At 66.2% G+C, this 23,054-nt stretch carries 18 protein-coding genes and 1 tRNA gene; 11 read left to right on the top strand and 8 right to left on the bottom strand.

Annotation, left to right across the window (positions count from 1 at the left end; genetic code table 11):
- Positions 1–23: 23 nt before the first annotated feature.
- The 3 genes from ACCC97_RS03900 to ACCC97_RS03890 are packed head-to-tail and all read right to left on the bottom strand — an operon-like array spanning position 24 to position 5,898.
- Complete coding sequence (locus ACCC97_RS03900) at positions 24–1,445, bottom strand: efflux transporter outer membrane subunit (protein ID WP_413331642.1); 1,422 nt, start codon at positions 1,443–1,445, stop codon at positions 24–26.
- Positions 1,438–4,602, bottom strand: coding sequence for an efflux RND transporter permease subunit (locus ACCC97_RS03895; RefSeq protein ID WP_007837379.1), 3,165 nt, complete (start codon positions 4,600–4,602; stop codon positions 1,438–1,440). Before ACCC97_RS03895 ends, ACCC97_RS03900 begins: the two co-directional genes overlap by 8 nt.
- Positions 4,603–4,620: 18 nt before the next feature.
- Positions 4,621–5,898, bottom strand: a complete 1,278-nt coding sequence (locus tag ACCC97_RS03890; protein ID WP_007837378.1) for an efflux RND transporter periplasmic adaptor subunit — start codon at positions 5,896–5,898, stop codon at positions 4,621–4,623.
- Between the two features lie 176 nt (positions 5,899–6,074).
- Between ACCC97_RS03890 and ACCC97_RS03885 the strand changes: the two genes are divergently transcribed.
- From ACCC97_RS03885 to ACCC97_RS03875, 3 genes are all read left to right on the top strand, one after another.
- Positions 6,075–6,749 carry a TetR family transcriptional regulator gene (locus tag ACCC97_RS03885; RefSeq protein WP_413331640.1) on the top strand — a complete coding sequence of 225 codons (675 nt, stop codon included), beginning with the start codon at positions 6,075–6,077 and terminating at the stop codon, positions 6,747–6,749.
- A gap of 43 nt (positions 6,750–6,792) precedes the next feature.
- Positions 6,793–6,867 (top strand) — tRNA-Arg (locus ACCC97_RS03880).
- Between the two features lie 308 nt (positions 6,868–7,175).
- Positions 7,176–7,868, top strand: coding sequence for a glutathione S-transferase family protein (locus ACCC97_RS03875; RefSeq protein WP_413331638.1), 693 nt, complete (start codon positions 7,176–7,178; stop codon positions 7,866–7,868).
- Here ACCC97_RS03875 and ACCC97_RS03870 read toward each other — a convergent pair.
- A complete protein-coding gene (locus tag ACCC97_RS03870; RefSeq protein ID WP_413331637.1) occupies positions 7,854–8,756 on the bottom strand; it encodes a LysR family transcriptional regulator in 903 nt (300 codons plus the stop codon). The two genes, ACCC97_RS03875 and ACCC97_RS03870, sit on opposite strands and share 15 nt — an antisense overlap.
- A 123-nt stretch (positions 8,757–8,879) precedes the next feature.
- The gene (locus tag ACCC97_RS03865; RefSeq protein WP_007837372.1) at positions 8,880–9,122 is read right to left on the bottom strand and encodes a helix-turn-helix domain-containing protein; all 243 of its coding nucleotides are present in this window, start codon (positions 9,120–9,122) and stop codon (positions 8,880–8,882) included.
- 212 nt (positions 9,123–9,334) lie between these two features.
- On the opposite strand from ACCC97_RS03865, the gene ACCC97_RS03860 reads away from it, so the two are divergent.
- The 3 genes from ACCC97_RS03860 (at position 9,335) to ACCC97_RS03850 (ending at position 11,186) form a co-directional block, all read left to right on the top strand.
- A complete protein-coding gene (locus ACCC97_RS03860) occupies positions 9,335–10,009 on the top strand; it encodes a hypothetical protein (protein ID WP_007837370.1) in 675 nt (224 codons plus the stop codon).
- A 90-nt stretch (positions 10,010–10,099) separates the two neighbouring features.
- Positions 10,100–10,729 (top strand): restriction endonuclease, encoded by a 630-nt coding sequence (locus ACCC97_RS03855; protein ID WP_007837367.1) that lies wholly within the window; start codon positions 10,100–10,102, stop codon positions 10,727–10,729.
- 4 nt (positions 10,730–10,733) lie between these two features.
- Positions 10,734–11,186 (top strand): amidohydrolase family protein, encoded by a 453-nt coding sequence (locus ACCC97_RS03850; RefSeq protein ID WP_413331636.1) that lies wholly within the window; start codon positions 10,734–10,736, stop codon positions 11,184–11,186.
- Here the strand turns inward: ACCC97_RS03850 and ACCC97_RS03845 are convergent.
- Complete coding sequence (locus ACCC97_RS03845) at positions 11,090–12,304, bottom strand: citrate/2-methylcitrate synthase (protein ID WP_413331635.1); 1,215 nt, start codon at positions 12,302–12,304, stop codon at positions 11,090–11,092. The genes ACCC97_RS03850 and ACCC97_RS03845 overlap by 97 nt on opposite strands.
- A 117-nt stretch (positions 12,305–12,421) precedes the next feature.
- On the opposite strand from ACCC97_RS03845, the gene ACCC97_RS03840 reads away from it, so the two are divergent.
- Positions 12,422–13,375, top strand: a complete 954-nt coding sequence (locus tag ACCC97_RS03840; protein ID WP_042674105.1) for a 2-hydroxyacid dehydrogenase — start codon at positions 12,422–12,424, stop codon at positions 13,373–13,375.
- An 89-nt stretch (positions 13,376–13,464) separates the two neighbouring features.
- Positions 13,465–14,439, top strand: coding sequence for a Bug family tripartite tricarboxylate transporter substrate binding protein (locus tag ACCC97_RS03835; protein ID WP_413331634.1), 975 nt, complete (start codon positions 13,465–13,467; stop codon positions 14,437–14,439).
- A gap of 15 nt (positions 14,440–14,454) precedes the next feature.
- Here ACCC97_RS03835 and ACCC97_RS03830 read toward each other — a convergent pair whose 3' ends face one another.
- Together ACCC97_RS03830 and ACCC97_RS03825 are read right to left on the bottom strand one after the other, a co-directional pair.
- Positions 14,455–16,875, bottom strand: coding sequence for a CHASE2 domain-containing protein (locus tag ACCC97_RS03830; protein WP_413331633.1), 2,421 nt, complete (start codon positions 16,873–16,875; stop codon positions 14,455–14,457).
- 3 nt (positions 16,876–16,878) lie between these two features.
- Positions 16,879–17,613 carry a response regulator transcription factor gene (locus ACCC97_RS03825; protein ID WP_007837353.1) on the bottom strand — a complete coding sequence of 245 codons (735 nt, stop codon included), beginning with the start codon at positions 17,611–17,613 and terminating at the stop codon, positions 16,879–16,881.
- 208 nt (positions 17,614–17,821) lie between these two features.
- On the opposite strand from ACCC97_RS03825, the gene ACCC97_RS03820 reads away from it, so the two are divergent.
- The 3 genes from ACCC97_RS03820 (at position 17,822) to ACCC97_RS03810 (ending at position 22,891) form a co-directional block, all read left to right on the top strand.
- Entirely contained in the window at positions 17,822–18,802 is a 981-nt protein-coding gene (locus ACCC97_RS03820) for a LysR family transcriptional regulator (RefSeq protein ID WP_413331631.1), read from the top strand.
- A gap of 412 nt (positions 18,803–19,214) precedes the next feature.
- Complete coding sequence (locus ACCC97_RS03815) at positions 19,215–19,850, top strand: DUF11 domain-containing protein (RefSeq protein WP_042674103.1); 636 nt, start codon at positions 19,215–19,217, stop codon at positions 19,848–19,850.
- A gap of 128 nt (positions 19,851–19,978) precedes the next feature.
- Positions 19,979–22,891: a beta strand repeat-containing protein gene (locus ACCC97_RS03810; protein WP_413331630.1), complete on the top strand. Its 2,913-nt coding sequence runs from the start codon at positions 19,979–19,981 to the stop codon at positions 22,889–22,891.
- The last annotated feature ends 163 nt before the right edge of the window (positions 22,892–23,054 follow it).

Genomic DNA, 23,054 nt, shown 5'->3' with positions numbered 1-23,054 from the left:
CCCTTATCGAGCGCCTCGGCGCATCAACCCTTGTCGCGTGCGGCCCAGCCGCCGCCCAGCGTCTTGTACAGCGTGACCTGGTTCTGCAACTGCAGCAGGCGTGTCGTCACGGCCGATTGCTGCGCGGTGAACAGCGAGCGCTGCGCGTCGAGCAGATCGAGCGCGCTGGCGATGCCGTTGCGGTAGCGCAGGTCGGAGAGCTTGAATCGCACGGCTTCCGCGTCGGCCTGCGCACGCTGCGCGCGCACCTGCTCGCCCAGGGTGGCGCGGCCCGCGAGCGCATCGGCCACTTCGCGGAACGCCGTCTGGATCGACTTCTCGTACTGCGCCACCGCGATCTCGCGCCCGGCCTTGGCCGAGTCGAGCGTGGCGATGTTGCGGCCGGCATTGAAGATCGGCAGTGTCACCGACGGCGCGAACGACCAGGCCTTGGAGCCGCGGTCGAACAGGCCCGAGAACTCGCTGCTCGCGGTGCCGATGGAACTCGTCAGCGACACGCGCGGGAAGAAGTTCGCGCGCGCGGCGCCGATGTTGGCGTTGGCCGCGATCAGCTGCTGCTCGGCCGAACGGATGTCGGGCCGCTCGGCCAGCAGGTCCGAAGGCAGGCCGGCCGGCACGTCGGGCATCGGCTGGATGCCGTCGAGACCCTTGACCCCGCCCGCCGTGGCTTCGGCCGGCACCGGCGCGCCCAGCAGCAGGGCGAGGGCGTTCTCGTCCTGCAGGCGCGCACGCTGCTGCTGCGCATAGGAAGCGCGCGCCGTTTCCAGCAGCGAGTTCGCGGCCTGGAAGTCGAGCTCCGACGACACGCCGTTGTCGAAGCGCATCTTCGTGAGGCGCACCGACTCCTCGCGCGTGACCATCGTCTGGCGCGTGATCTCCAGCAACTCGTCGTCGGCCAACAGCGTGAGCCAGCCGTTGGCGACCGACGCGATCAGGCTGATCTGCACCGCCTTGCGCGTCTCGTCCGTAGCGAGGTACTGCGCCAGCGCCTGGTCCTTCAGCGCGCGGATGCGGCCGAAGAAGTCGATTTCCCAGGACGTGAAGCCGACGCTGACGCTGTACTGCGAGGCCACGCTGCCGGCGCTGCTGTTGTAGACCTGAGCCGGGTTGGGGCTCGAGCGCGAGCCGCTGCCCGTCAGGCCGAGTGCCGGGAACAGATTCGAGCGCTCGATCTGGAACTGCGCGCGCGCCTGCTCGATGTTGAGCACCGACACCCGCAGGTCGCGGTTGTTCGTGAGCGCCGTCTGGATCAGGCCTGCGAGCCGCGGGTCGGTGAAGAAGTCCTGCCAGGGCAGGTCGGCCGCGGCCTGGCCGGGCGGTTGCGCCGGGTCGCCCGGGAAGGTGGTCGGCACCGGCGCCGCGGGACGCTCGTAGGTCGGAATCAGCGAGCAGCCGGCCAGCAGCATTGCCGCGGCCAGGGCTGTGGGGATCAATTTTTTAGTCATGTGCTTTCTCTTCCGTGATGCCGGCGGCTTCCGCATGCCGCTTGTCGACCTCATGCTGGCGCGCACTGCCCTTGAACAGCGTGCGCACCACGACGAAGAACACCGGAACGAAGATCACGGCGAGTGCCGTACCCGTCACCATGCCGCCGAGCACACCCGTGCCGATGGCGCGCTGGCTGGCCGAACCGGCGCCCGAGGCGATCACCAGCGGCACCACGCCCAGGCCGAAGGCCAGCGAGGTCATGATGATCGGGCGGAAACGCAGATGGGCTGCGGCCAGCGCCGCTTCGATGACGCCCTTGCCCTGCGCCTGCAGATCCTTGGCGAACTCGATGATCAGAATCGCGTTCTTCGCCGAGAGGCCGATGATGGTGATCAGCCCCACCTGGAAGTACACGTCGTTCGAATAGGCGCGCAGCATCGTGGCCAGCAGCACGCCCAGCACGCCGAGCGGCACCACCAGAATCACCGACAGCGGGATCGTCCAGCTTTCGTACAGCGCGGCCAGGCACAGGAACACCGCCAGGATCGCGAAGCCGTACAGGATGATGGCCTGCGAACCCGCGAGCTTTTCTTCACGCGACTGGCCGGTCCATTCGAAGCCGAAGCCTTGCGGCAGCTGCTTGGCCAGCTTTTCCATCTCGGCCATGGCGGCGCCCGTGCTGAAGCCCGCGGCGGCGGAGCCGCTGATGCGTATCGCGGGATAGCCGTTGTAGCGCACCGTCTGTGTGGCGCCCGTGACCCACTTGGTGGTCGCGAAGGCCGACAGCGGCACCGGCTGGCCCTGCGTGTTGCTGGCGTTCAGCTTGAGCAGGTCGTCGGGCTGCATGCGTGCGGGCGCATCGGCCTGCACCACCACGCGCTGGAGGCGGCCGCGGTTCGGGAAGTCGTTGATGTAGCTCGAACCCAGGCCCGTCGACAGCGTTGCGTTGATCGCATCGAAGGTCACGCCCAGGGCGCTGGCTTTGTCGCGGTCGATGTCGATCTGCAGTTGCGGCGCGTCTTCCAGGCCGTCGGGGCGAACCTGCGTCAGGATCTTGCTCTGCGAAGCCATGCCCAGCAGCTGGTTGCGTGCGTTGATCAGCGCCTCGTGGCCTGCGCCCGAGCGGTCCTGCAGCCGGAAGCTGAAACCGCTCGCGTTGCCCAGTTCGGGAATGGGCGGCGGGCTCAACGGGTAGATGAAGGCGTCGCGGATGCCCGAGAGCGCCCCGAAGGCACGTCCGGCCAGCGCGCTGGCCGAGTGGGCCGGATCTTTGCGTTCTTCCCAGTCCTTGAGCGTCACGAAGGCGAGGCCCGCGTTCTGGCCCTGGCCCGAGAAGCTGAAGCCCATCACGCCCACCATGCTCTGCACTTCGGGCTGCTTCAGGATGAAGCCTTCGACCTGCTGCATGACCGACAGCGCGCGCTCCTGCGTCGCACCCGGCGGCAGCTGCACGTTGACGATGATGTTGCCCTGGTCTTCTTCCGGCAGGAAGGAGCTCGGCAGGCGCGTGTAGGTGAACACCACCGCGCCGATGATCGCGACGTAGATGATCAGGTAGCGCGCGGCGCGGCGCAGGATGCGCGCGACGATGCCTTCGTAGCCCTTGGCCGTGCGCGTGAAACCGCGGTTGAACCAGCCGAAGAAGCCGGTCTTCTCATGGTGGTGGCCGGCTTCCACTGGCTTGAGCAGCGTGGCGCACAGCGCCGGCGTGAGCGACAGCGCCATGAAGGCCGAGAAGCCGATCGACGTCACCATCACCGCCGAGAACTGGCGGTAGATGTTGCCCGTCGAACCCGCGAAGAACGCGAGCGGCACGAACACCGAGATCAGCACCACCGTCACGCCGATGATGGCGCCGGAGATCTGCCTCATGGCCTTGCGCGCGGCTTCGAGCGGCGAGAGCCCCTCCTCGCTCATGATGCGCTCGACGTTCTCCACCACCACGATGGCATCGTCCACCACGATGCCGATCACCAGCACCATGCCGAACATGGTCAGCACGTTGATCGAGAAGCCGAGTGCGAGCAGCGAGGCGAACGTGCCCAGCAGCGAGATGGGCACCACGATGGTCGGGATGAGCGTGTAGCGCCAGTTCTGCAGGAACAGGAACATCACGATGAACACCAGCGCCACGGCTTCCAGCAGCGTCTTGACCACTTCGGTGATCGAGATCTGCACGAAGCGCGAGCTGTCGTATGGAATGTTCCACTTCACGCCCGGCGGAAAGAAGCGCTCGAGCTCGGTCATCTTGGCGCGGATCGCCTTGGCCGACTGCAGCGCGTTGCCGTTCGGCGTGGGCTGCACGCCGATGCCGACCGCGGGCACGCCGTTCAGGCGCGCCGAGGTCGCATACGACTGGCCGCCGAGCTCGACGCGTGCCACGTCCTTCAGCCGCACGGTCGAGCCGTCGGTGTTGGCGCGCAGCACGATGTTCTTGAACTGCTCCACGTTGGCGAGCTGGCCGTTCACCACCACGGTGGCCGCGATGGCCTGGCCGGGAATGTTGGGCAGGTCGCCGATCGTGCCGGAGGACACCTGGGCGTTCTGCGCCTTGATCGCGTTGTTCACGTCGGTGGCCGACAGGTTGAAGCCCTGCAGCTTGGCCGGATCGATCCACACGCGCATCGCGTTCTCGGTGCCGAACAGCTGGGCCTGGCCCACGCCCACCACGCGTTGCAGCTCGGGCACGATGTTGCGCGAGGCGTAGTCGCCGAGCGCGACGGGGTCGAAGTTCGGGTTGTCCGAAGACAGCATCGCGAACAGCAGGAAGTTGTTGCGCGACTTGTCCACGCGCACACCCTGCTGTGTCACGGCGGCCGGCAGGCGCGGCGTGGCGCGCGAGAGCCGGTTCTGCACATCCACCTGCGCGAGGTCGGGGTTGGTGCCGGCTTCGAAGCTGATCGTGATGGAGCCGGTGCCGTCGGCCTGGGCCACCGATTCCATGTAGATCAGGCCCGGCGAGCCGTTCATCTCGCGCTCGATGACGGACAGCACGCTGTCCTCCAGCGTCTGCGCCGAGGCGCCGGGATAGGCGGTGTTGATGACGATGGCGGGCGGCGCCACCGGCGGGTACTGCGAGATCGGCAGCTGGGTGATTGCCACGCTGCCCATCACCAGGATGAACAGCGCGATCACCCACGCGAAGATCGGGCGGTCGATGAAAAATTTGGCCATTTGCGGGCGCTTTCCTGATTACTTCTTGTCGGTCTTCTCGGCCGCGGCAGCCGCCGCCGGTGCGGCCCCCGCAGCGGCGGGCGCGGCTGCGGCATTCGGGTTGGGTTTGGTCCACGGCACTGCCTTCACCGGCGTGCCGGGCGGCATCATCTGCAGCTTCTGGAAGCCGTCGACCATCACCTGCTCGCCGGCCTTCAGGCCATCGAGCACCACCCACTGGTTGTCCTTGGCGGCGCTGATCTTCACGGTGCGCTTGCTGATCTTGCCGTCCTTGTCGACCACCGACACCGTGTCGCCCTGCTGGGTGCGCGTGACGGCCTGCTGCGGCAGCGTGATCGCGTTGGTGGCCTGCGCCTGTTCGAGCTTCACCCGCACATACAGGCCGGGCAGCAGTTCGCCCTTGGGATTGGGCACTTCGGCGCGCAGCGTGACCTGGCCGGTGGTGGAGTCGACCGTGAGGTCGGAGAACAGCAGCTTGCCTTCCAGCGGGTAGTCGCTGCCGTCTTCCAGCACCACGCGGATGCTCGCGGCTTCCTCGCCGCTCGCGCGCTTGTACTGGCCGGCGGCCACGGCGCGGCGCAGCTTCATCGCGTCGGAGGCCGACTGCGTGAAGTTCACGTACAGCGGGTTGATCTGCTGCACCACCGCGAGCTCGGTGGCGTCGCCCTGGCCCACCAGCGCACCTTCGGTGACGAGGGCGCGGCCGATGCGGCCCGCGATGGGCGAGGTCACGTCGGCATAGCCGAGGTTGATCTTGGCCGTCTGCACCGCGGCGCGCCCGGCGGCCACGTCGGCTTCGGCCGTTTTCTGCGAGGCCACGGCCGTTGCGTATTCCTGCTTGCTCACCGCGTTGGCCTCGACCAGCGGCTTGTAGCGGTCCGCCAGGGCCTTGGCCTGCACCGCGTTGGCCTCGGCGCGCGCCAGCGTGGCCTGGGCGTTCTGCGAAGCGGCCACCAGCGGCGCGGGGTCGATGCGGAACAGCAGCTGGCCGGCCTTCACGTCGCTGCCTTCGCGGAATTCGCGCTTCAGCAGGATGCCCGAGGCGCGGGCGCGAACCTGCGCCACGCGCGAGGCTTCGAGCCGGCCCGGCAGTTCGGTCACCAGGCCCACGTCGCCCGGTGTGGCAACCACCACCCCCACCTCTGGCGCGGGGCGGGCGCCGCCGCCGGCACCGCCACCCGGGCCGGCCGGCGCATCGCCCTTGGAACAGGCCGCGAGCACCAACACCACAGCAGCGGCCACGATCGCGAGGCGCGGCGAGAACGAAGATTGACGCGAAACATGCAGGAGAGGCATGCGAATCCTTTGAAGCAAAGACGGGAGATGGCGCGTTCGCGGAGCGAACAGAAAGCCAGCATAAACAGCCGGGCCATCGGGGAAGCCCGGTAGTTTACATACATTCATGGATGTATAGTGACAGCATCGAATGGCCCCACGAATCGGAAAGGGCTTGGCTTTGCAAATTGGGAGACTTGGTGGCACGTCGTACGAAGGAAGAGGCACTGGCCACGCGGAATCGCTTGCTCGATGCCGCGGAGCTGCTGTTTCAGGCGCAAGGCGTCTCGCAGACCTCGCTGCAGCAGATTGCGCAGCAGGCCGGGGCCACGCGCGGCGCCATCTATTGGCACTTCAAGGACAAGGCCGCCCTCTTCAACGCGATGATGGAGCGCGTCATCCTCCCGCTGGAGGCCGGCCCCCGGGCCGCCGCCGCGGCCGTGGGCATTGACGACGACCCCCTGGCCGAAATAGAGGAGGGCATGGTGCACGCCCTCACCCTCATGACCACCGACCCCCAGGTGCGCCGCGTGTTCGACGTGGCCACCCACAAGGTCGAATACACCCACGACATGGCCTCGGTGCAGCAGCGCCACCTGAGCGCGCGCAACGCCTGCGTGAGCGATTTCGAAAAAGCCCTGCGCCTGGCCGCGCGGCGCGACCACATCAAGCTGCCCGTGCCCGGCGACGTGGCGGCCCAGGGCCTGCACGCGCTGATCAGCGGGCTCATCCAGAACTGGCTGCTCGACCCCACCGCCTTCGACCTGGTGCCCACTGGCCGGCGCACCTTCAACGTTTACCTGGCCGGACTGGGCTTTGCGCGGAACTTGGCGGCGGGCATCGGAAACGAAGCTGAAGAAGTCGCCGCCTGATGGGCGATAATGCGTGGCTCCGGTTCTGCCGGAGCCCAGATTCCTCGCTGTATTTCAACGGATAGAATTCGGCCCTCCGAAGGCTGAGATCCAGGTTCGATTCCTGGCGGCGGGACCAGATATGAAGCCGGACACTCTCAAAAAGGTGTCCGGCTTTTTTGTTTTTTGTCTGGGGAATGCGGTTCTGTCGCCAGACTGGTCCGAGGAAATTTGACTGCAGCCGATGGACCCGGCCGATCCCTCTCCATCTTCTGGCCCTGTGTTGGATGCCGAGCGCGATGAGACTCATCGAGTTCGGGACCTTCCAGCCAACGCAGGTGAGCGCGCCAGCACCTACAAGTTTCTGCACAGCGGCCTGCACAAGCTTTCGATGGTGCTGCCTGCCGCCTGTGCGTAACGTCGTGTGCTCATCCACAAGGAAATGGCATGCACAACTTTGAACTCATCAGTAACATCCTTTGCCCGTATACGCAGCGGGCAGCCATCCAGCTTGCCGAGAAGGGCCAGGAAGCCAGGCGAACCTACATCGACCTTGCAGACAAGCCGGACTGGTTCATCCGACTGTCGCCACTGGGCAAGGTGCCGCTGCTGCGCGTGGGCGACACGGCCGTGTTCGAGACCGCCGTCATCTGCGAGTACATCGAAGAAGCAACCGTCGGCCAGGCGCCGATGTGGCCTGATCGCGCTCTGGATCGCGCTCGGCACCGCGCATGGGCCGAGTTCGCCTCGACCGTGATCGCAGATGTGTTTGGTTTTTATATGGCGCCAGAAGAAGCAGCGTTCGAACGCGAACGGTCCGAGCTTGCTGGACGTTTCGCGCGGCTTGAGAGCCAGCTGGCTGGAGCCGGCCCGTATTTCGGCGGCGAGCGCTTCGGTCTGGTAGACGCCGCGTTTGCACCAATCTTCCGGCTACTCGAAACCTTCGACCGATTGGCGGACTTCCGCCTTCTTCAAGGGCTTCCGGCAACAGCCGCCTATCGCCACAAGCTGGCGGAGCGGCCAAGCGTGCGCGCAGCCGTGGTGCCCGAATACGGACAGGTCTTCATGCGTTATCTGGCCGGGCGCGGTTCCTACATGTCTCGACTCGTCACCGCCGAGGCGACTTCAGTCGAGGCCTGACATCAGCTGAGACGATCTCGCGATCTCTTCGGACAGCGCCGCGCTCGCACGGCGGATGCGCGGCACGCGCGCGACGTCCTCATGCATCAGCAGCCACAGCGGCTGCGCCAGCTCGTCCAGCGGTGGACCGACGCGAACGAGTTCCGGGATCGAGCCGCCGACGAAGCAAGGCAGAACGGCGCAACCGATTCCCGCGCGTGCGGCTTGCGCGGCGCCCAGCAGGGTGTTCGCGCGAAACCGCACCTCGTCGGGAGCAACGTTGCTCGCCAGCCAGATTCCAGGCGCACTGCAGGCCAAGCCAGCGTCGAAGCCGACCCATGGCAGGCGGATGGACGGCGCTGAGGCCTCTTCCGCCTCGGTCAACTGGCGCGGTGCATAAACCGCCATCGCGACGGTACCGACCTCGCGTCCGCGCAAAGTCTCTTGTGGTGCTCTGGTCACGCGAAGTGCAATGTCAGCCTCGCGCCGCGCCAACGAAACAACATCGTTGGACACATGAAGCTCGAGCTGCAATCCGACCTGCGTTCGGCACACAGCGGCCAGCACACCGGGTAGCAGGTACTCGGAGACAGCGTCAGGGGCAGTGACACGCACCGGCCCGTCATGGCCATCGTCACGCCCGCAGACGCGGCGCTCCAGGCCGGCGATCTCGTCTCGAAAGCGGAGCGCAAGCGCCCTGACCTCTTCTCCCGCCTCCGTCGGCCGAAGGCCTCCCGAGGTACGCTCGAACAGCCGCGTTCCGAGGCGCCGCTCCATCAGCTGCAGACGGCGCGATAGCGTTGGATGGCTCACGTGCAGCGTGGTTGCGGCACCGGACAAGGTGCCGCTCTCCATGATGGCGAGTGCAATACGCAGGTCATCCCATTCGAAAGCGGAGGTGCGGCTCATGATTGGCATTGTCGCTGCACACATCCAAGATTTGCTCCCGATTCGCGATCCGCGCTAGCACTCGGTTCTGCAAGTCGAGGGCGGCAACCGCCGAACTGCTCTCGGGATCAGATCGTTGGACTGCTAGTTCTGCGTCCCTATCAATTTGTCCAAGGTCTTGCCTGGCTTGACCCCGCAGGCCGAACACCACCGAGCAAACAGCAACACGTCGACGAAGTTCTCACCGCGTTCCAGCTTGGAGACGTAGGACTGGCCCACGCCCAGGGCTTCGGCCATCTGCACCTGCGTTAGGCCGGCCTTCACCCGAACGCTGCGCATCAAGTTGCGCAGCGCTTCGTATTCAGCGTGGTAGAGGGAAACGGACATGCGCTAATCGTCTAGTCCGATATGGAATAGTCGTAACGCGACTTTTCGAGATACGATCCAACAAGCAACGGCGAAGACCGGAGCGAAAAAATCAATCAGGGATGGATTGAAATGAATAACGGGATATTTCTCGTGGGCGCAGCCTTTGTGCTGTCGGCTCGCGGTGGCAGCGGCGGAGTCGATGTTGGGGGAGGGGATCGAGGACCGTTGCCATGAAACGGCCAGAAGGCAAGCTGGAGCAGAACTCCCGCTTCTCTCGACACACGCCCTTCGACAGGGCTTTCATGGAATGCAAGACCTTGACCCAGTTGGCGGACTGGTATGACCGCCGCATGGCGTCCGGCCACCGGATGTCATCCGACGAGCTGGGCTTTCTCGTCGCGCATGTCTCGGGCCTCAGAGCCGCAGAGAAGATGGCGCGCAGCGACCGCGCCGTGGAGAGAAAGGCCGACGAGTTCGCCAAATTCTTCTATGGCCAGGACCATCACGACTTCGGCGAGATCCGCGCAAGGCAGATCGTGATCGAAGGGGCTCTGTTCGACGAGGTGCCGCGTCACGCGGTGTGGACGCTCGGCTCCAGGCTCTGGTGCCTGCGGGTGCCGAAGGAAAGCACCGCAACCGGGTCGAGCCACGCGCTCAAGCTCATGGAGCTTGGCGGCAAGCTGATCCGCGGCAGCTCCAGGGTTGCGGGGCATGCGGAGCCACTGATCTCCGCATTCGCGCAAGGGGTGGTCCTGGGGTTCTACCGGCTGGCGAAGATCGACATTTCCACGGCGCTGGAGGGCGTGGGTTTCTGGCGGCGCTGCGAGCTGGTCAGCATCCACCAGGTAGGCGTTGACCGGGGTCAGCGGATTCGTGCGGAGGATGGTCGGAAGCCGGGGCGGTAGCTACTCCGCGGCGCAACTGGGCATCAAGCCGGCCCGGAGAAGTGCTGCAACACTGCGTTACATTGGTGCCTCAAGAGGCGGAGGTGATGTATGGCGGGATGGCTGAGCACACTGAAGAAAGAACTCACAGGCGAAACCGGCGAGGCGGCCCATGCGCCTCAACAGGCGTGGTCTCCTCAGGTATTCGAGGACATCGAGTGGCGCCGCTTCGAGGCGTTGTGCGAAACGCTGTTCGGGCAGGCCGGCGTGCGTACGGAGAGCCAGTCTCACGGCGCGGACGGCGGCGTCGACATCTGGCTCTATTCGGCGCACAGCCCAAAACCGATGATCGTTCAGTGCAAGCACTGGCGCCGCAAGCCTGTCGGCGTGCAGCAGTTGCGCGAGTTCTTCGGCGTGCTCAAGGCCAACGACCTGCAATACGGCACCTTCGCTACAAGCTCCACATTCACTGACGACGCGTTGGTCTTCGCCAAGGCCAATGGCATCAACGCACAAGATCGGTCAGGCCTGCTGCGCCTCATTGGCACGCGCACGGCTGAGCAACAACAAGCACTGCTCGCAGTCGCCTATGAAGGCGAGTACTGGAAACCGACCTGCGTGAACTGCGGTGTGAAGATGGCGGAGAGAAAGCCCAAGGAGGGCGGGACACCGTTCTGGGGCTGCGTGAACTACGGCAAGACGCGTTGCCGGTTCAAGCTCTACATGGCGTCTGACCGGTAGCTACTTGACCGCGCTGCCGGTGCCCGTGGTCATCGACCATTTCGCGCGCATCAATGCCGAGCCCGCGATGTCGGACCGCGTGAAGGCCGTCCTTCTGCGCATGATGGGCAGCGGCAGCGTGTGGATGAAGATGTCGGCGCCCTACATCGCCTCGCCCGACTCGACGGCCTATGAAGATCTCGACGACTTTGTGCGCCACCTTGCGGGTGACCGCCTCGACCGGCTGGTTTGGGGTGCCGATTGGCCGCACGTCACGGAGTCGAGCAAGCCCGATGACGCCGTCTTGATCAATCTGCTCGCACGGTGGCTGTCCGAAGACGAAATTCGTGTCGTTCTTGTCGAGAACGCAGCACGCCTTTATCACTTCATTTCCGGTGGGCGTGATCGACCGGCGCCTACAGGCGCTGATACGGGGGGCCGTGCGTGCTGCGCCAAGTCGGGCATCGGACCCACGTAGCGTCCGCGCGGGCGGATCACTTGCGCCACGCCCAGTTGTTCCAGGCTGTGCGCCAACAGCCCGACACTGCGCGCCGTCGCGAACAGGCCAAAGGCCGCGTCGGCGGGCAGTCGATGGACCGCGACCAGCGCGGCCAGGGCCACGTCGATGTTGGGATGCAATCCGGTCAGACGCGTCACTTTATGGATGAAGCGCGCGATCACCTCCGGGGGCTCGAACAACGCCAGCAGGGCGGCTGCGCGAGGATCGCCTTCGGGATAGAGGTGGTGGCCAAACCCGGCCAATGGCAAGCCGGTCGACAGGTAGTGCGCCACCACCTGGTCCTCGCCCAGTCGCTCCACTTCGCCGAACAGCGCCTGGACGCGGCCCGAGGCATCGCCATGCAAGGGGCCCGATAGGGTGGTGAGTCCGGCCAGCAGGCATGCCGGCAAGGAGGCGCCCGTCGATGCCGCAATGCGCGCCACGAACGCCGAACTGGTCAACTCGTGGTCGACCAGCAGCACCATGGCGGTTCGCAGCAACTCGGCGACCTCGGGCGGTTGCTTCCATCCCTGCCCAAAGCGCAGGTGCAGCGGCCCATGTCCTGGCTCGGCGCCGAACGCGTTGGCCACTGCACCCACCAAAGCCTGGCCCTCGGCGTGCAGCACCCGGGTCAGGCGTCCACGCGTGGAGTGCCCGGTGGCCGCCAGGCCCGCCAACGCAGTGAAGGCGGCTACCCGCCCAGACGCGCCGGAGCGCATTGCGGTGGCGCACGAAAAGTCGACGGGTTGCTCGGCCTCCCACAGCAGCTGCGCGACGTCTTCGAGGGTGGCCGTCCGGGCCAGGCCGACGGCGTCCTCGCCCCGGTAGTACGGGCGCCCGCGAAAGAAGGCGCAAAGGGCCGTCGGGATGCTGGGCTCCGAGCCGAAGAGCGTGTTGGCTGCCAGCGTCTCGTGCTTGCGGCCGGCCTGCTTGCGTCTGGCCAGGCCGGCAACGTCCTCGGCGCGATACAGGCTGCGGCGTGCGTCAGCCGGGTCGGGCGCGACTTCCAGCTTGCCGCGGCTGACGTAGGCGTAAACCGTCTGGGGCTGCACCCCGAGGAGGCGGCAGGCCTCGTCCATCGAAATCCAGGAAGCCATGGTCGGGTGCGTGAGTCCAAATATGTTGATTTTATATATCAATATTGACGATCTCATCAATCAATAACTAGCATGCCTCCAGCCTTGAAAACACCGCATCCATTGAACGAATTCGATATGAATCCCCAGGTCCTGCAACTCAATCCGATCCTGATCCCCTCGGTCAACGACAAGCTCGCGGCGCGCTACACCGTTCACAAATACTTCGAGACCGCAGGCCAGGAAGCCTGGCTGCGCGAACATGGCGCATCCATCGACGCAGTGATCACCGGAGGGCACACCGGTATTTCGCGCGGCATGCTGGAACAGTTGCCCGGCCTCAAGGTCGTGGCCATCAATGGCGTCGGCACCGATGCCGTGGACCTGGAGTACTGCCGCGGCCGCGGTCTGCCCGTTACGGCAACCCTGGGCGCGCTGACCGAGGACGTGGCCGATCTCGCGATCGGATTGCTGATCGCCGCCTGCCGAGGGCTGTGCGCCGGGGACCGCTTCGTGCGCGACGGCCAGTGGGAGCGCTTCCCCCAGCCGAGCGCCATCCCGCTTGCGCGGCGGTTCAGCGGCATGCGCGTGGGCATCGTCGGCATGGGGCGCGTGGGGCGCGCCGTCGCGGCTCGGGCAGCGGCCTTCGGCTGTCCGATCGCCTACACCGACCTGCGCCCCATGAACGATGTTGCCCACGGCTTTGTCGCGGACCTGGTGGAACTTGCGCGGAATTCCGATGCGCTGGTGCTCTGCGCGGCGGCGGACAAGGCCGAAGGCATCGTCAACGCGGCCGTGCTGGACGCCCTGGGCCCACGCGGCTTCCTGGTCAACGTTGCGCGCGGCCGACTGGTCAACGAGGACGACCTGACAAGGGCGCTGGCCGCAGGGCGGATTGCCGGCGCGGGCCTGGACGTGTTCGTCGACGAACCCCGCGTTCCCCTTGCGCTTCGCCAGTCCGACCGCGTGACCCTGCAGGCCCACCGCGCCAGCGCCACCTGGGAAACCCGGACCGCAATGGCCGAGATGGTGCTCGAAAGCATCGCCCAGGCCTTGGCAGGAGAACGTCCGGCGATGAGCCTGACCACCTGAGGCCAGGGCGAACGCGCAGCCCTGGCCATCGGTGAGTTCGCCGGGGCTTCATGACGATTTACCTATCAACAAAAGAGAGAGACACACCAATGCAACTCGCAGCCCTGTTCAAGATCCTCACCGTCTCGGCGTCCCTGGCCGTGGTGCCATCCCTGTCGTCGGCCCAGGCCTATCCGAGCCGTGCCATCAAGATCATCGTGCCCGCCCCGCCGGGCGGCGCGATCGACACCATTGCGCGTGTCGTCGGAGACAAGCTGGCGGCGTCGATGGGGCAGCCGGTGATCGTCGACAACCGGCCCGGCGCATCCAACAATCTCGGCACCGACGTCCTCGCCAAATCTGCGCCCGACGGCTACACGATCGGCATCGTGGGCGGCAGCCACAACATCAACAAGTTCCTGTTCAAGAACCTGAGCTGGGATCCGGAGAAGAGCTTCGAGCCGATCATCTACACCCACGAGGTTCCGCTGGTGTTTGCCATCTACCCGCGAATCCCGGCCAGGACATTGCCCGAGTTCGTGGCTTGGATGAAGGCCAACCCCGACCAGGCCAAGGTCGCCACCTCCGGTCGCGGCAGTGCACAGGAAATGGCCGCCGAGATGTTCCGCATGGCCAGCGGCGTGCAGATGCTGCTGGTCCCGTACAAGGGCTCTTCCGCCGCCCACCCCGATCTGCTGGCCGGACGCACTGCGCTGTTCATCGACACGATCAGCGCCATCCAGTCGCAGGTGAAGGCCGGCAACGCGCTGGCGATCGCGGTGTCGACCCGCAAGCGAACAGTGTCCCTGCCCGGCGTGCCGACCGCGGACGAACAGGGGCTCAAGGGCTACGACGCGAACACGAACGGCGGGTTCCTGGCTCCTGCCGGCACGCCTCAGGCGATCGTCGCGAGGCTCAATGCCGAAATCAACGCGGCGCTGAAGCTGCCCGATGTCCGGGCCAAGCTGGAGGCTGTCGGCGTCGAGATCCAGGGCGGAACGCCACAGGCATACGCCGCCTTGATCAAGTCAGATCTCGCCAAGTGGGGCAAGGTCGTCAAGGAGGCGGGGATCCAGCCGGAGTGAGGCCGCCGCACGATTTCAGGGCAAGCTGCCGCGAAGCGGAAGGCTGATCCAGAAGGTCGTGCCCGCGCCGGCCGCACTCGCGGCCTCGATGTGCCCGCCATGGCGCCGCAGCACCGTGCGCACCACCGCAAAGCCCAGTCCCATGCCCCGGCGCCTGATGGGTGCATGGGGCTCATCGGCCAAACCATGCGTCACCTCGTCGTTGCTGCGCGGCGGCCGCGTTCCGTTCAGGAGGCCGTTCAGTTGCGCATGGGACATGCCCTCGCCGTCGTCGCTGACCGCGATGAAGGCCCGCGCATCTTCCTCTGCCCCGGCGCCGGGCTCGGCCGCGAGGCAGAGCGTGATGCGCCCGCCCGCGGCGCTGTGGCGAATGGCGTTGTTCAGCAGGTTCACGATCGCGCGAGTGAGCAGCACACCGTCGGCATGCATGGCGAGTTCATCGGCGTCGCTGATGCGGGTCTCGATCTGCACCTGGCTGGCGCGCGCATACGGCCAGACCTGGTCGCGCGCGTCGAGCAGCACGGTGCCGAGGTGGGTGTCTTCCATGCTGTAGTCGTCGGAGCCTGCTTCCACGAAGTCCATGAATCCTTCCGCCAGGCTCACGGTGCGCTCGGCTTCGCGGCGCACCGCGTGCAGCAGCACGTCGATGCTTTCCGTGGGCCTGTGCATCGACAGCAGGCTGAGGATCGTCATCTGGGGGCTGCGCAGATCGTGCGACAGCAGGCGGCGCCATTCTTCCCGCTGGTTCTGCGCCTCGCGCTCGGCGGTCATTTCGGGCAGCACGACGATCCAGTTGCGATCGCCGGCTTCGGTGGTGCCGAAGGCTTCGGCTTCGAGCTGAAAGATGCGGCCGTCGGATGTCCGGTACTCGCGCCGCAGATCCTCGCTCCAGTGGGCGCCGACGGCTTCGATGCCCTCGCTCGCAACGCCGCCAAGGCTGCCGAGCAGGGTCGGCAGGTGCATGCCATGGGGCGGCCGTGCCGGGGCGTGCATGGTGGCGCGCAAGGTTTCGTCGAGCAGCCGCTGCGCCGCGGCATTGCTCGAACCGATGCAGCCGGTGTCATCGCAGATCAGCACGGCTGCCGGCATGATCTGGAGCGCCTCGTCCATCAGCGTCTGCATGCGGCCGATTCGCGCAATCGCGCGGTCGAGCGCCTGCTGCGGATTTGCCGGCGGAGCCTGCATCGGGAGGGCCAGGGCCGCCAACGCCTGGAAAGCGCTCGCTGGCAGGCTGTCGAGTGTTCTCGCGCGCTGGCGGAAGTAGACGAACTGCGATTCGAGCCGGCGCCAACTCCACAGCAGGTAGAGCGCCAGCATGCCGAGGATGGGGGCCGCCGGCGGCAGCCACCAGTGCAGCAACGGCATGGCCAGCACGCAGAGCAGCAGCCACGAGAGCGCGAGGCCGGAAATGAACACCAGCGCATGGCGCCTGGCATGCACCAGGAGCAACAGCACCAGCCAGATCGGCAAGGTGGTCCAGGCGGCATATGCCAGCGGTGCCGGCATGCGCACGTTGCGGCCGTGCAGCAGTCCGTCGATCAGGTTGGCATGCACCTCGATGCCCGGCAGTGCGGCGACGCCCGCGTTCGGCGTCGGCACCTGGCCGCCCAGGCCGTGCGCCGTGGCGCCGACCAGCAGCAGCTTGCCCTGCAGCAGCGCGGCCGGCACCTCGCCGCGCAGAACGCTCGCATAGGACACCGTGCGGTAGCTGCCCCGGGCCCCGGCGAAGAACATGCGCACGGGTTGCTCGTGCTTCCAGGCGCCAGGCGCGATCGCTGCAGGCTCGGCTTCGAGCTCGGCCGCCGACCCGTACCCGGCCATCAGCGCGCCCACGTAATATTGACCACGGCCAGCCGGACCTTCGCGCAGATACAGCGTGCGCGACACGCCGTCCCCATCGAGCGCCAGCTCCGCATGGCCGACACCGCGCGCATGGGCGGCGAACACCGGCAAGGGCGGCAGGAAGCCCGGCCAGCGGCCCGGCGAAGACGCAGTGCCGCTGTCGCGCAGCATCGGCAGGTAGACGGGCAAGCGATCCATGGCCCGGGCCAATTGCTCGTCGTCTCCGGCATCGGGGCTGGGTTCTGTCAGGAACAGATTGAGCAGCACTGCTCGGGGTGCTGCCGGTGCGAGTTGCTCCAGAAGCCGTGCATAGGTTTCGCGCCGCCAGGGCCAGCGTCCCAACTCGCGCAAGCTTCGCTCGTCGATCGCAATGATCAGGATGTCCGGCGAGGGCGGGGGCGCTGCGAGCGGCAGCACGGAGTCGTAGACCATCGTGTCGAGCATTTGCAGCCAGCCGGGCCGATCGACGAGCCACAGCATGGCGGCGGGCAGCAGCAGCGCAATCAGCAGCCGCGCGACCATTGCACGTGCGCGCGTTCGGGTGGGGAGGCGCTCGCGATCACTCGATCGCTGCATCGAGTTTCGCGGGTCCACGGTTCAGGCGGCCGCTTCCAGCGTGGCGTCGAGGCAATAGCCTCGCCCGTAGACCGTGCGCAAGGTGAGCCCCTGCGCGGCTTCGAGCTCGAGCTTGTTGCGCAGCCGGTAGATGTGCATGTCCAGCGTGCGCGAGGGCAGGTCTCCGTCGTAGCCTGCGCTTTCGAGCAGGTGCGCGCGCGAAACCACGTGGCCGATGTTCTGGAACAGCATCAGCGCGAGCTTGAACTCGCGGCTCGAAAGTTCCTGGCGCCGCGGCGGTGCGCCGTCGTCGTGCTCCGGATGGATCAGAACGCTGTGCGAAACCTGGTCGAACTCCCAGCGCCCGAAATGTCTCCGGTCGGACGGCTCGAGCGAGTGGCTTCTCTTCAGCAGGCGCTGCAGGCGCGCCCGCAGTTCCAGCAGGCGCACAGGCTTGACCATGTAGTCGTCGGCGCCGAGGCCCAGGGCTTTTGCCACGTCGCGCTCCGAAGACCGCGAGCTCAGCATCAGGACGGGCACCGGGCTCTTCTGCCAGGTGCGCAGCCACTGCAGCAGCTCGGCGCCGTCAAGCCCCGGCACGTTCCAGTCCAGCACGATCAGGTCGAAGGTTTCGCGGCGCAGCGTTCTCTGCAGCGAAAGCCCGTCGGCGAACGCAACGCAGGTGCTGGTGACGTCTCCCTGCGTGAACTGCTCTTGCAGCACGCGGACCAATTGAGCCAACTGGTCGGGCTCGTCTTCGAGTACGGCGATACGCATGGGTTCGGTTGTCGGTGTCCGGTACCGAATGCGGAGCCTCGACTGCGAGCGGCTGCAGCCTTGGCGCCCACGAAGACTGGCGGTGACCAGGCAAAAGAAGTGAGTGGTAACAACTGTTAATAGTTTATCACCAAATCTCACATTTGTAAGACGAACCAAATCGCTCTTGAGACCATCCAGGCATGGGAAGCCATTGGATCACTGAGAGATGATGAAGATGTCTTTAAATGATGTTGACGTTCGAGCCGAAAATTCGAATTCGAAGTCGAGCGCGCAGGATTTGATATTGCCGGATGTCCGCCTTTTCGTGAAAGCGGTTGAGGCCGGGGGCTTGACGCACGCAGCCGGGGCGCTGGGAATTCCCAAAGCCACCGCATCCAGGCAGCTCAAAAGACTTGAATCGACGCTCGGGCATTTATTGATGCACCGCAGTGCGCATCGATTTGGATTGACCGACGAAGGGCGCTCTTTTTTATCGGCTGCGCGCGACATTCTTATCGCGGTCGACGATGCAATGGCGCAGCGCGCGAGCACGAGCGACGACCTCAGGGGGCGGCTTCGCGTCTCGGCCTCCAGCTATTTCGGCCGGGCTCTGCTGGCCCCGCATCTTCCCGCTTTCATGGCCGCGCATCCCCGGCTCGAAATCACGGTGCGCCTGGGATCCCACAAGGTGGATCTTTCCCGCGAGGAGGCCGACGTGCTCATCCGGGCGAGCCGCGAAGGGTGCGAAGACCTCGTGGCGCGCCGCGTCGCGAGCGAGCCGCTCGTGCTATGCGCAGCGCCGTCCTACCTCGAACGGCGTCCCGAAATCAAGGATCTGGAAGACCTGGCGCAGCACACTTTCCTGACTTGCGACACCGAGCGCGCCGGCCAGGAAATGATCATTCCGATTGTTTCCCGAGAGCACAGCGTGCAGCCCATCGGCCTGTTTCGCTCCAACGATCCGGAATTGCTTTTGAGGCTTGCCTGCGCGGGCAAGGGCATTGCCTTGATTCCCCTGATTCTGGCAAAACCAAATATAGAAGACGGATCGCTTCAGGTTGCATTTCCGATGCTCGAATTGAGGCCGATGGAATTCGATCTCATGTATCTCCCGGGCAAGCGAAATTCCCGGAAGGTCAGGGCTTTTGCCGATTACCTGCTTGGCGCCCTGAAGCAGCCGGCCGGTCGCCCGTCGTCGGGTACTTGAGGGAAATGCGTTTTTTTCACATTTTTTTCGCAAAGTCGTTGACTGCTATTCCGCACGCGCTGTTGTGCGTTTGCGTCAACCAGCGATGCCGTGACCGACCTCTCTCGATGACGAAATTTGGAGGCAAAAGTGAGGGAATTGAGGGAATTTAGCCCGATTTTCTAGGGGCCCGTGCTTGGTTGTTCTGGCTGGAACCATGGGTCCCGATCCAAAAGTGGAACTTTTCTAGTAGAAAAATGGTAGATCGCTTACATAATTAACAGTTGGAAATAAATGTATCAACTGGGCCGAAGGCGAGCCTTCCTGTCCCTGAATCGCAAAGAAATTCCTGTCCCTTGCAGCCCGAGCTGCTGTTTCCCTCGCCGGCGATGGACCGGCATGCCTGTGACTTTCGAACCCGGAGCAAGCATTCGTGCCCACTGAAAAATCTACTCAATCCTTTTTCCGCCCCCGCACGGGCGGTTTCCCGGGACTTGCGGTCCGCATGGCGGCCGGCGTGCTCATGGCGGCCTGCCTGATGGCGCCTGCGGCGGCGCAGCGCGTCGCCTCGCCGGAGGCTGGTGCCGGCAGCAAGACCGTTGCCGTGGCGCTCACGCAGCACAAGGTCGTGAAGACCGCCGACGGCAAGGAGCAACTGCTGGAAGCCTCCTCGGTGAAGCCGGGCGACATCCTCGAATACCGCGCCACGTACACCAACAACACCGGCAAGGCGGTTTCCGGCCTGGTTGCCGACCTGCCGATTCCCGAGGGGCTCGAGTACCTGCCCCGCAGTGCCAAGCCCGGCGCGGCGCTGGTCAAGGCGGCCGCCAAGGATGGCGTCTACGGGGCCGAGCCGTTGATGCGCAAGGCCGACGGCAACAAGACCGAACCGGTGCCCTACAGCGACTACCGCGCGCTGCGCTGGACGCTCGGCCAGCTGCCCGCCAACGGCGTGACTGCCGTGAGCGCGCGCGCCAAGGTCGAGGTCGTCGTGCCGCCTGCTCCCAAGGCCGCCGCCGCGGCAGTGCAGGCACCCGCCGTCACGGTGCAGCCCGCTCCCGCGCGCTGATCACCCGGACAGCGGTCTCTTTCTTGAGTTCATTCCGCTGATCGCACGCAACCCGGCTGATGTTCCGTTCGCGGACGGGGCCGGGATTTTTTTGTCCCTTTTTTTGACAACAACCGAGGAGAAACCACGTGAGTCCCATCTCGCCAGCCAAGGGCGTCGGCTTCAGGCCGAACGCCACCTGGGCGGGCGCCGCAGTTTTGTCGCTGGGCTTCCTGTTCGGAAGCTCGAGCGTCCTTGCCGCGCCGCCGCCCGCCAACACCGTCATCGGTAACCAGGCTTCGGCCACCTATTCGGATTCCGCCGGGACAACGCAGCTGGCAACCTCCAACCTGGTGCAGACCACGGTGCAGCAGGTGGGCTCCTTCACGCTGGACACGGTCAACCAGGTCACGACCACGGTCGTCAACACCAAGCTGGGTGCCGCGGGCTCGGTGGTCTACGCGCCACACACCCTGACCAACACCGGCAACGGCACGGACAGCTTCACCATCACGGTGGACGCCGATACCAACGCTTTCTCGAAGGTCGAGGTCTACCCCGACACCAACGGCGACGGCGTACCCGACGGCACCACGCCGCTGTGTACCGCCACCTCCGCCGCGGTCTGCAACGTGCCCGCGCAGAACGTGCCGGGCAACAACGGCACCTTCCAGTTCGTGGTGGCGTACACCATTCCTGGCACGGCCACCACGCCGACGACGCCTTTCGACACGGCCACCATCACTGCCGTTCCCGGCACGCCGGCCTTGTACACGGCGCCGAACACCTCGGCGGCGGACAAGGACCAGGTGAACCTGACCACCGTGGCTGCGTTCAATGCCACCAAGTCGATCGGTGCTCCGGCTGTCGCCGGTCCCGGCGGCGCGGCCTGGCCGCTCGCGAGCACCGGCGGTCCGCGTTCCTCGTCGGCTACCTGCTCGACGACGTGGGCGGCCGGCCTGGCTTCGAGCGCCACCTGCAAGTACACGGTCTACACGCTCAGTTTCAACAACACCGGCGGAGCGCCCGGCAAGTTCGCCCTGTCGGACACGCTGCCATCGGGCCTCACGTACGTTGCGGGCTCCGCCGTCTGGAGCAGTGCACCAGGCGTCGCGCTGGGTGACGGTGCCGCCGGCGATCCGGCCGGCATCGACTTCCAGGTGACCGGCAACACGCTGAACGCCGTGGTCGCTTCGCTGGGCCAGAACGTCACGCAGACGATCAGCTTCGTGGTGCTGGTGAACAACACGGCGGTGGTCGGCACCTCGACCACCACCAACGTGGGCCAGTACAACCCGACCGATTCCCCGGCCGCCACGGCCGCGGCCATCGGCACCCTGGGTTCGAGCACCAATCCGGCGGCCTACACGGTCACGGCCAGCTACGGCATCGTGCTGGGTACCAACCCCTCGACGGCCGCGACGGCGGTCGACACGGTGGCTGGCACGCCCAACGGCACCGCGGCGGACACCACCACGCGGCCTTCGGTCGTTGCCGGCGGCAGCGTCAAGTTCGCGCAGACCGTGTTCAACGCCGGCAGCGGCGTGGACAGCGTCAACCTGAGCATTGCGAACGGGACTTTCCCGGCAGGCACGACCTTCCTGCTGTTCGCGGCCGACGGCGTGACGCCGCTGCTCGATACCACGGGCGACGGCGTTCCCGACACCGGCCCGATTCCGGTCGGCGGCAGCGTCAACGTCGTCGTGCAGGCCAATGTGCCGGCCAGCGCCACGGTAGGTTCCGGTCCGTTCGACGCGGTCGTCACCGGCCGCTCCGCGGGCGATGCGACCAAGCTCGATGCGACGCTCGACCGCGTCACGGTGGTTGTCGGTTCACTCGTCGACCTGACCAACAGCGCTGCCGGTACTGGTTCCGGTTCGGTCGGCGGCGGTGACCTTGGCCCGGGCCCGAGCCCGCAGCCGACCACGACCAACACCACGCCAGCGGGCACCGGCACGATCTTCACGCTGTTCGTCAAGAACAACGATGGAACCGGCCCTGCAACGCAAACCTACAGCCTGGCAGCCAGCCAGTCGACCAGCTTCCCGGGCACGCTGCCGGCGGGCTGGAGCGTGAAGTTCGTGGCCGCGGGCGGTACCTGTACCGCTGCAGCGATCACCAGTGTGTCCGTGGCTGCCGGCGCGCAGCAGCAGGTCGACGCCTGCGTGACGCCGCCTGCAACGCAGACGCCGGTGACCGCCCAGGCGATCTACTTCCGCGTGCAATCCACTGCCGTGGCATCGACCGGCGTGCTCGTGTCCGACGTCAAGCTCGACGCCGTGACCGTGACCACCGCACAGACGCTGGGCGCAACGCTCACGCCGAACAACGTCGGCCAGGTCGCTCCCGGCGGCACGGTCGTCTATGCGCACACGCTGACCAACACCGGCAACCAGAGCTGCGGCGCGTACCAGCTCACGGCCACCGTGCCGGCGGGCGATGCCACGCTGGGCTGGACCACCGCGATCTACCTCGACGTCAATGGCGACGGCCAGATCAATGCGGGCGACACCCTGGTCACCGGCCCGATCGCAGGGCCGCTCGCGGCCGGTGCAACGCAGAAGCTGCTGGTGCGCGTGTTCGCTCCGGGCGGTGCCAGCGCGGGCGCGACCGACACCGCGACCGTGACGGCGACGTTCACGGACCCGGCCCCGAACTGCGGCGCGCCGTCGGCCACCGACGTCAGCACCGTGATCACGGGCCAGCTGCGCGTCGTCAAGACGCAGGCCCCCGACGTCGCCTGCGACGGCACGGCGGACGCCGCCTTTGCCGCGACGCCCCTGTCGCTGAAGCCCGGCCAGTGCATCGTCTACCAGATCGTTGCCACCAACGAAGGCAGCGCGCCGGTCACCAACATCGCGATCAACGATGCGGCGCCCGCGTACACCACGATGAGCCCCACGCAGCCCCCGGTGGCCACGCGGTGCGTCTCCACGGGTGTGAGCGGAACGGCCCTGGCCTACGCGCAGACCGCCACCGCGGTGAGCTGCGGCAGCGCGGCCAACACCGTGGCCCCGAGCGGCACGGCCACCCTGACCTTCGCCGTACGGATCAACCAGTGATGCGCGATTGAGTCGCCGGCGGGCCTCGGGGTCCGCCGGCTTTGAGCGAAGCGCCGCCCTGTCGGCCGCGCTTCGCCTTTTTCCCCTGCCGCTTTCGTGCGCCGTGCATGCGCATCGGCGCGGAAGCGGCAGCGGAAAAAGATCCAGTCATTCACGGCCCGGA

It is taken from the genome of Variovorax sp. Varisp85 (genome assembly GCF_047304045.1).
Classification (GTDB): Bacteria; Pseudomonadota; Gammaproteobacteria; order Burkholderiales; family Burkholderiaceae_C; genus Variovorax.
This window is presented reverse-complemented; position numbering and strand designations above follow the sequence as displayed.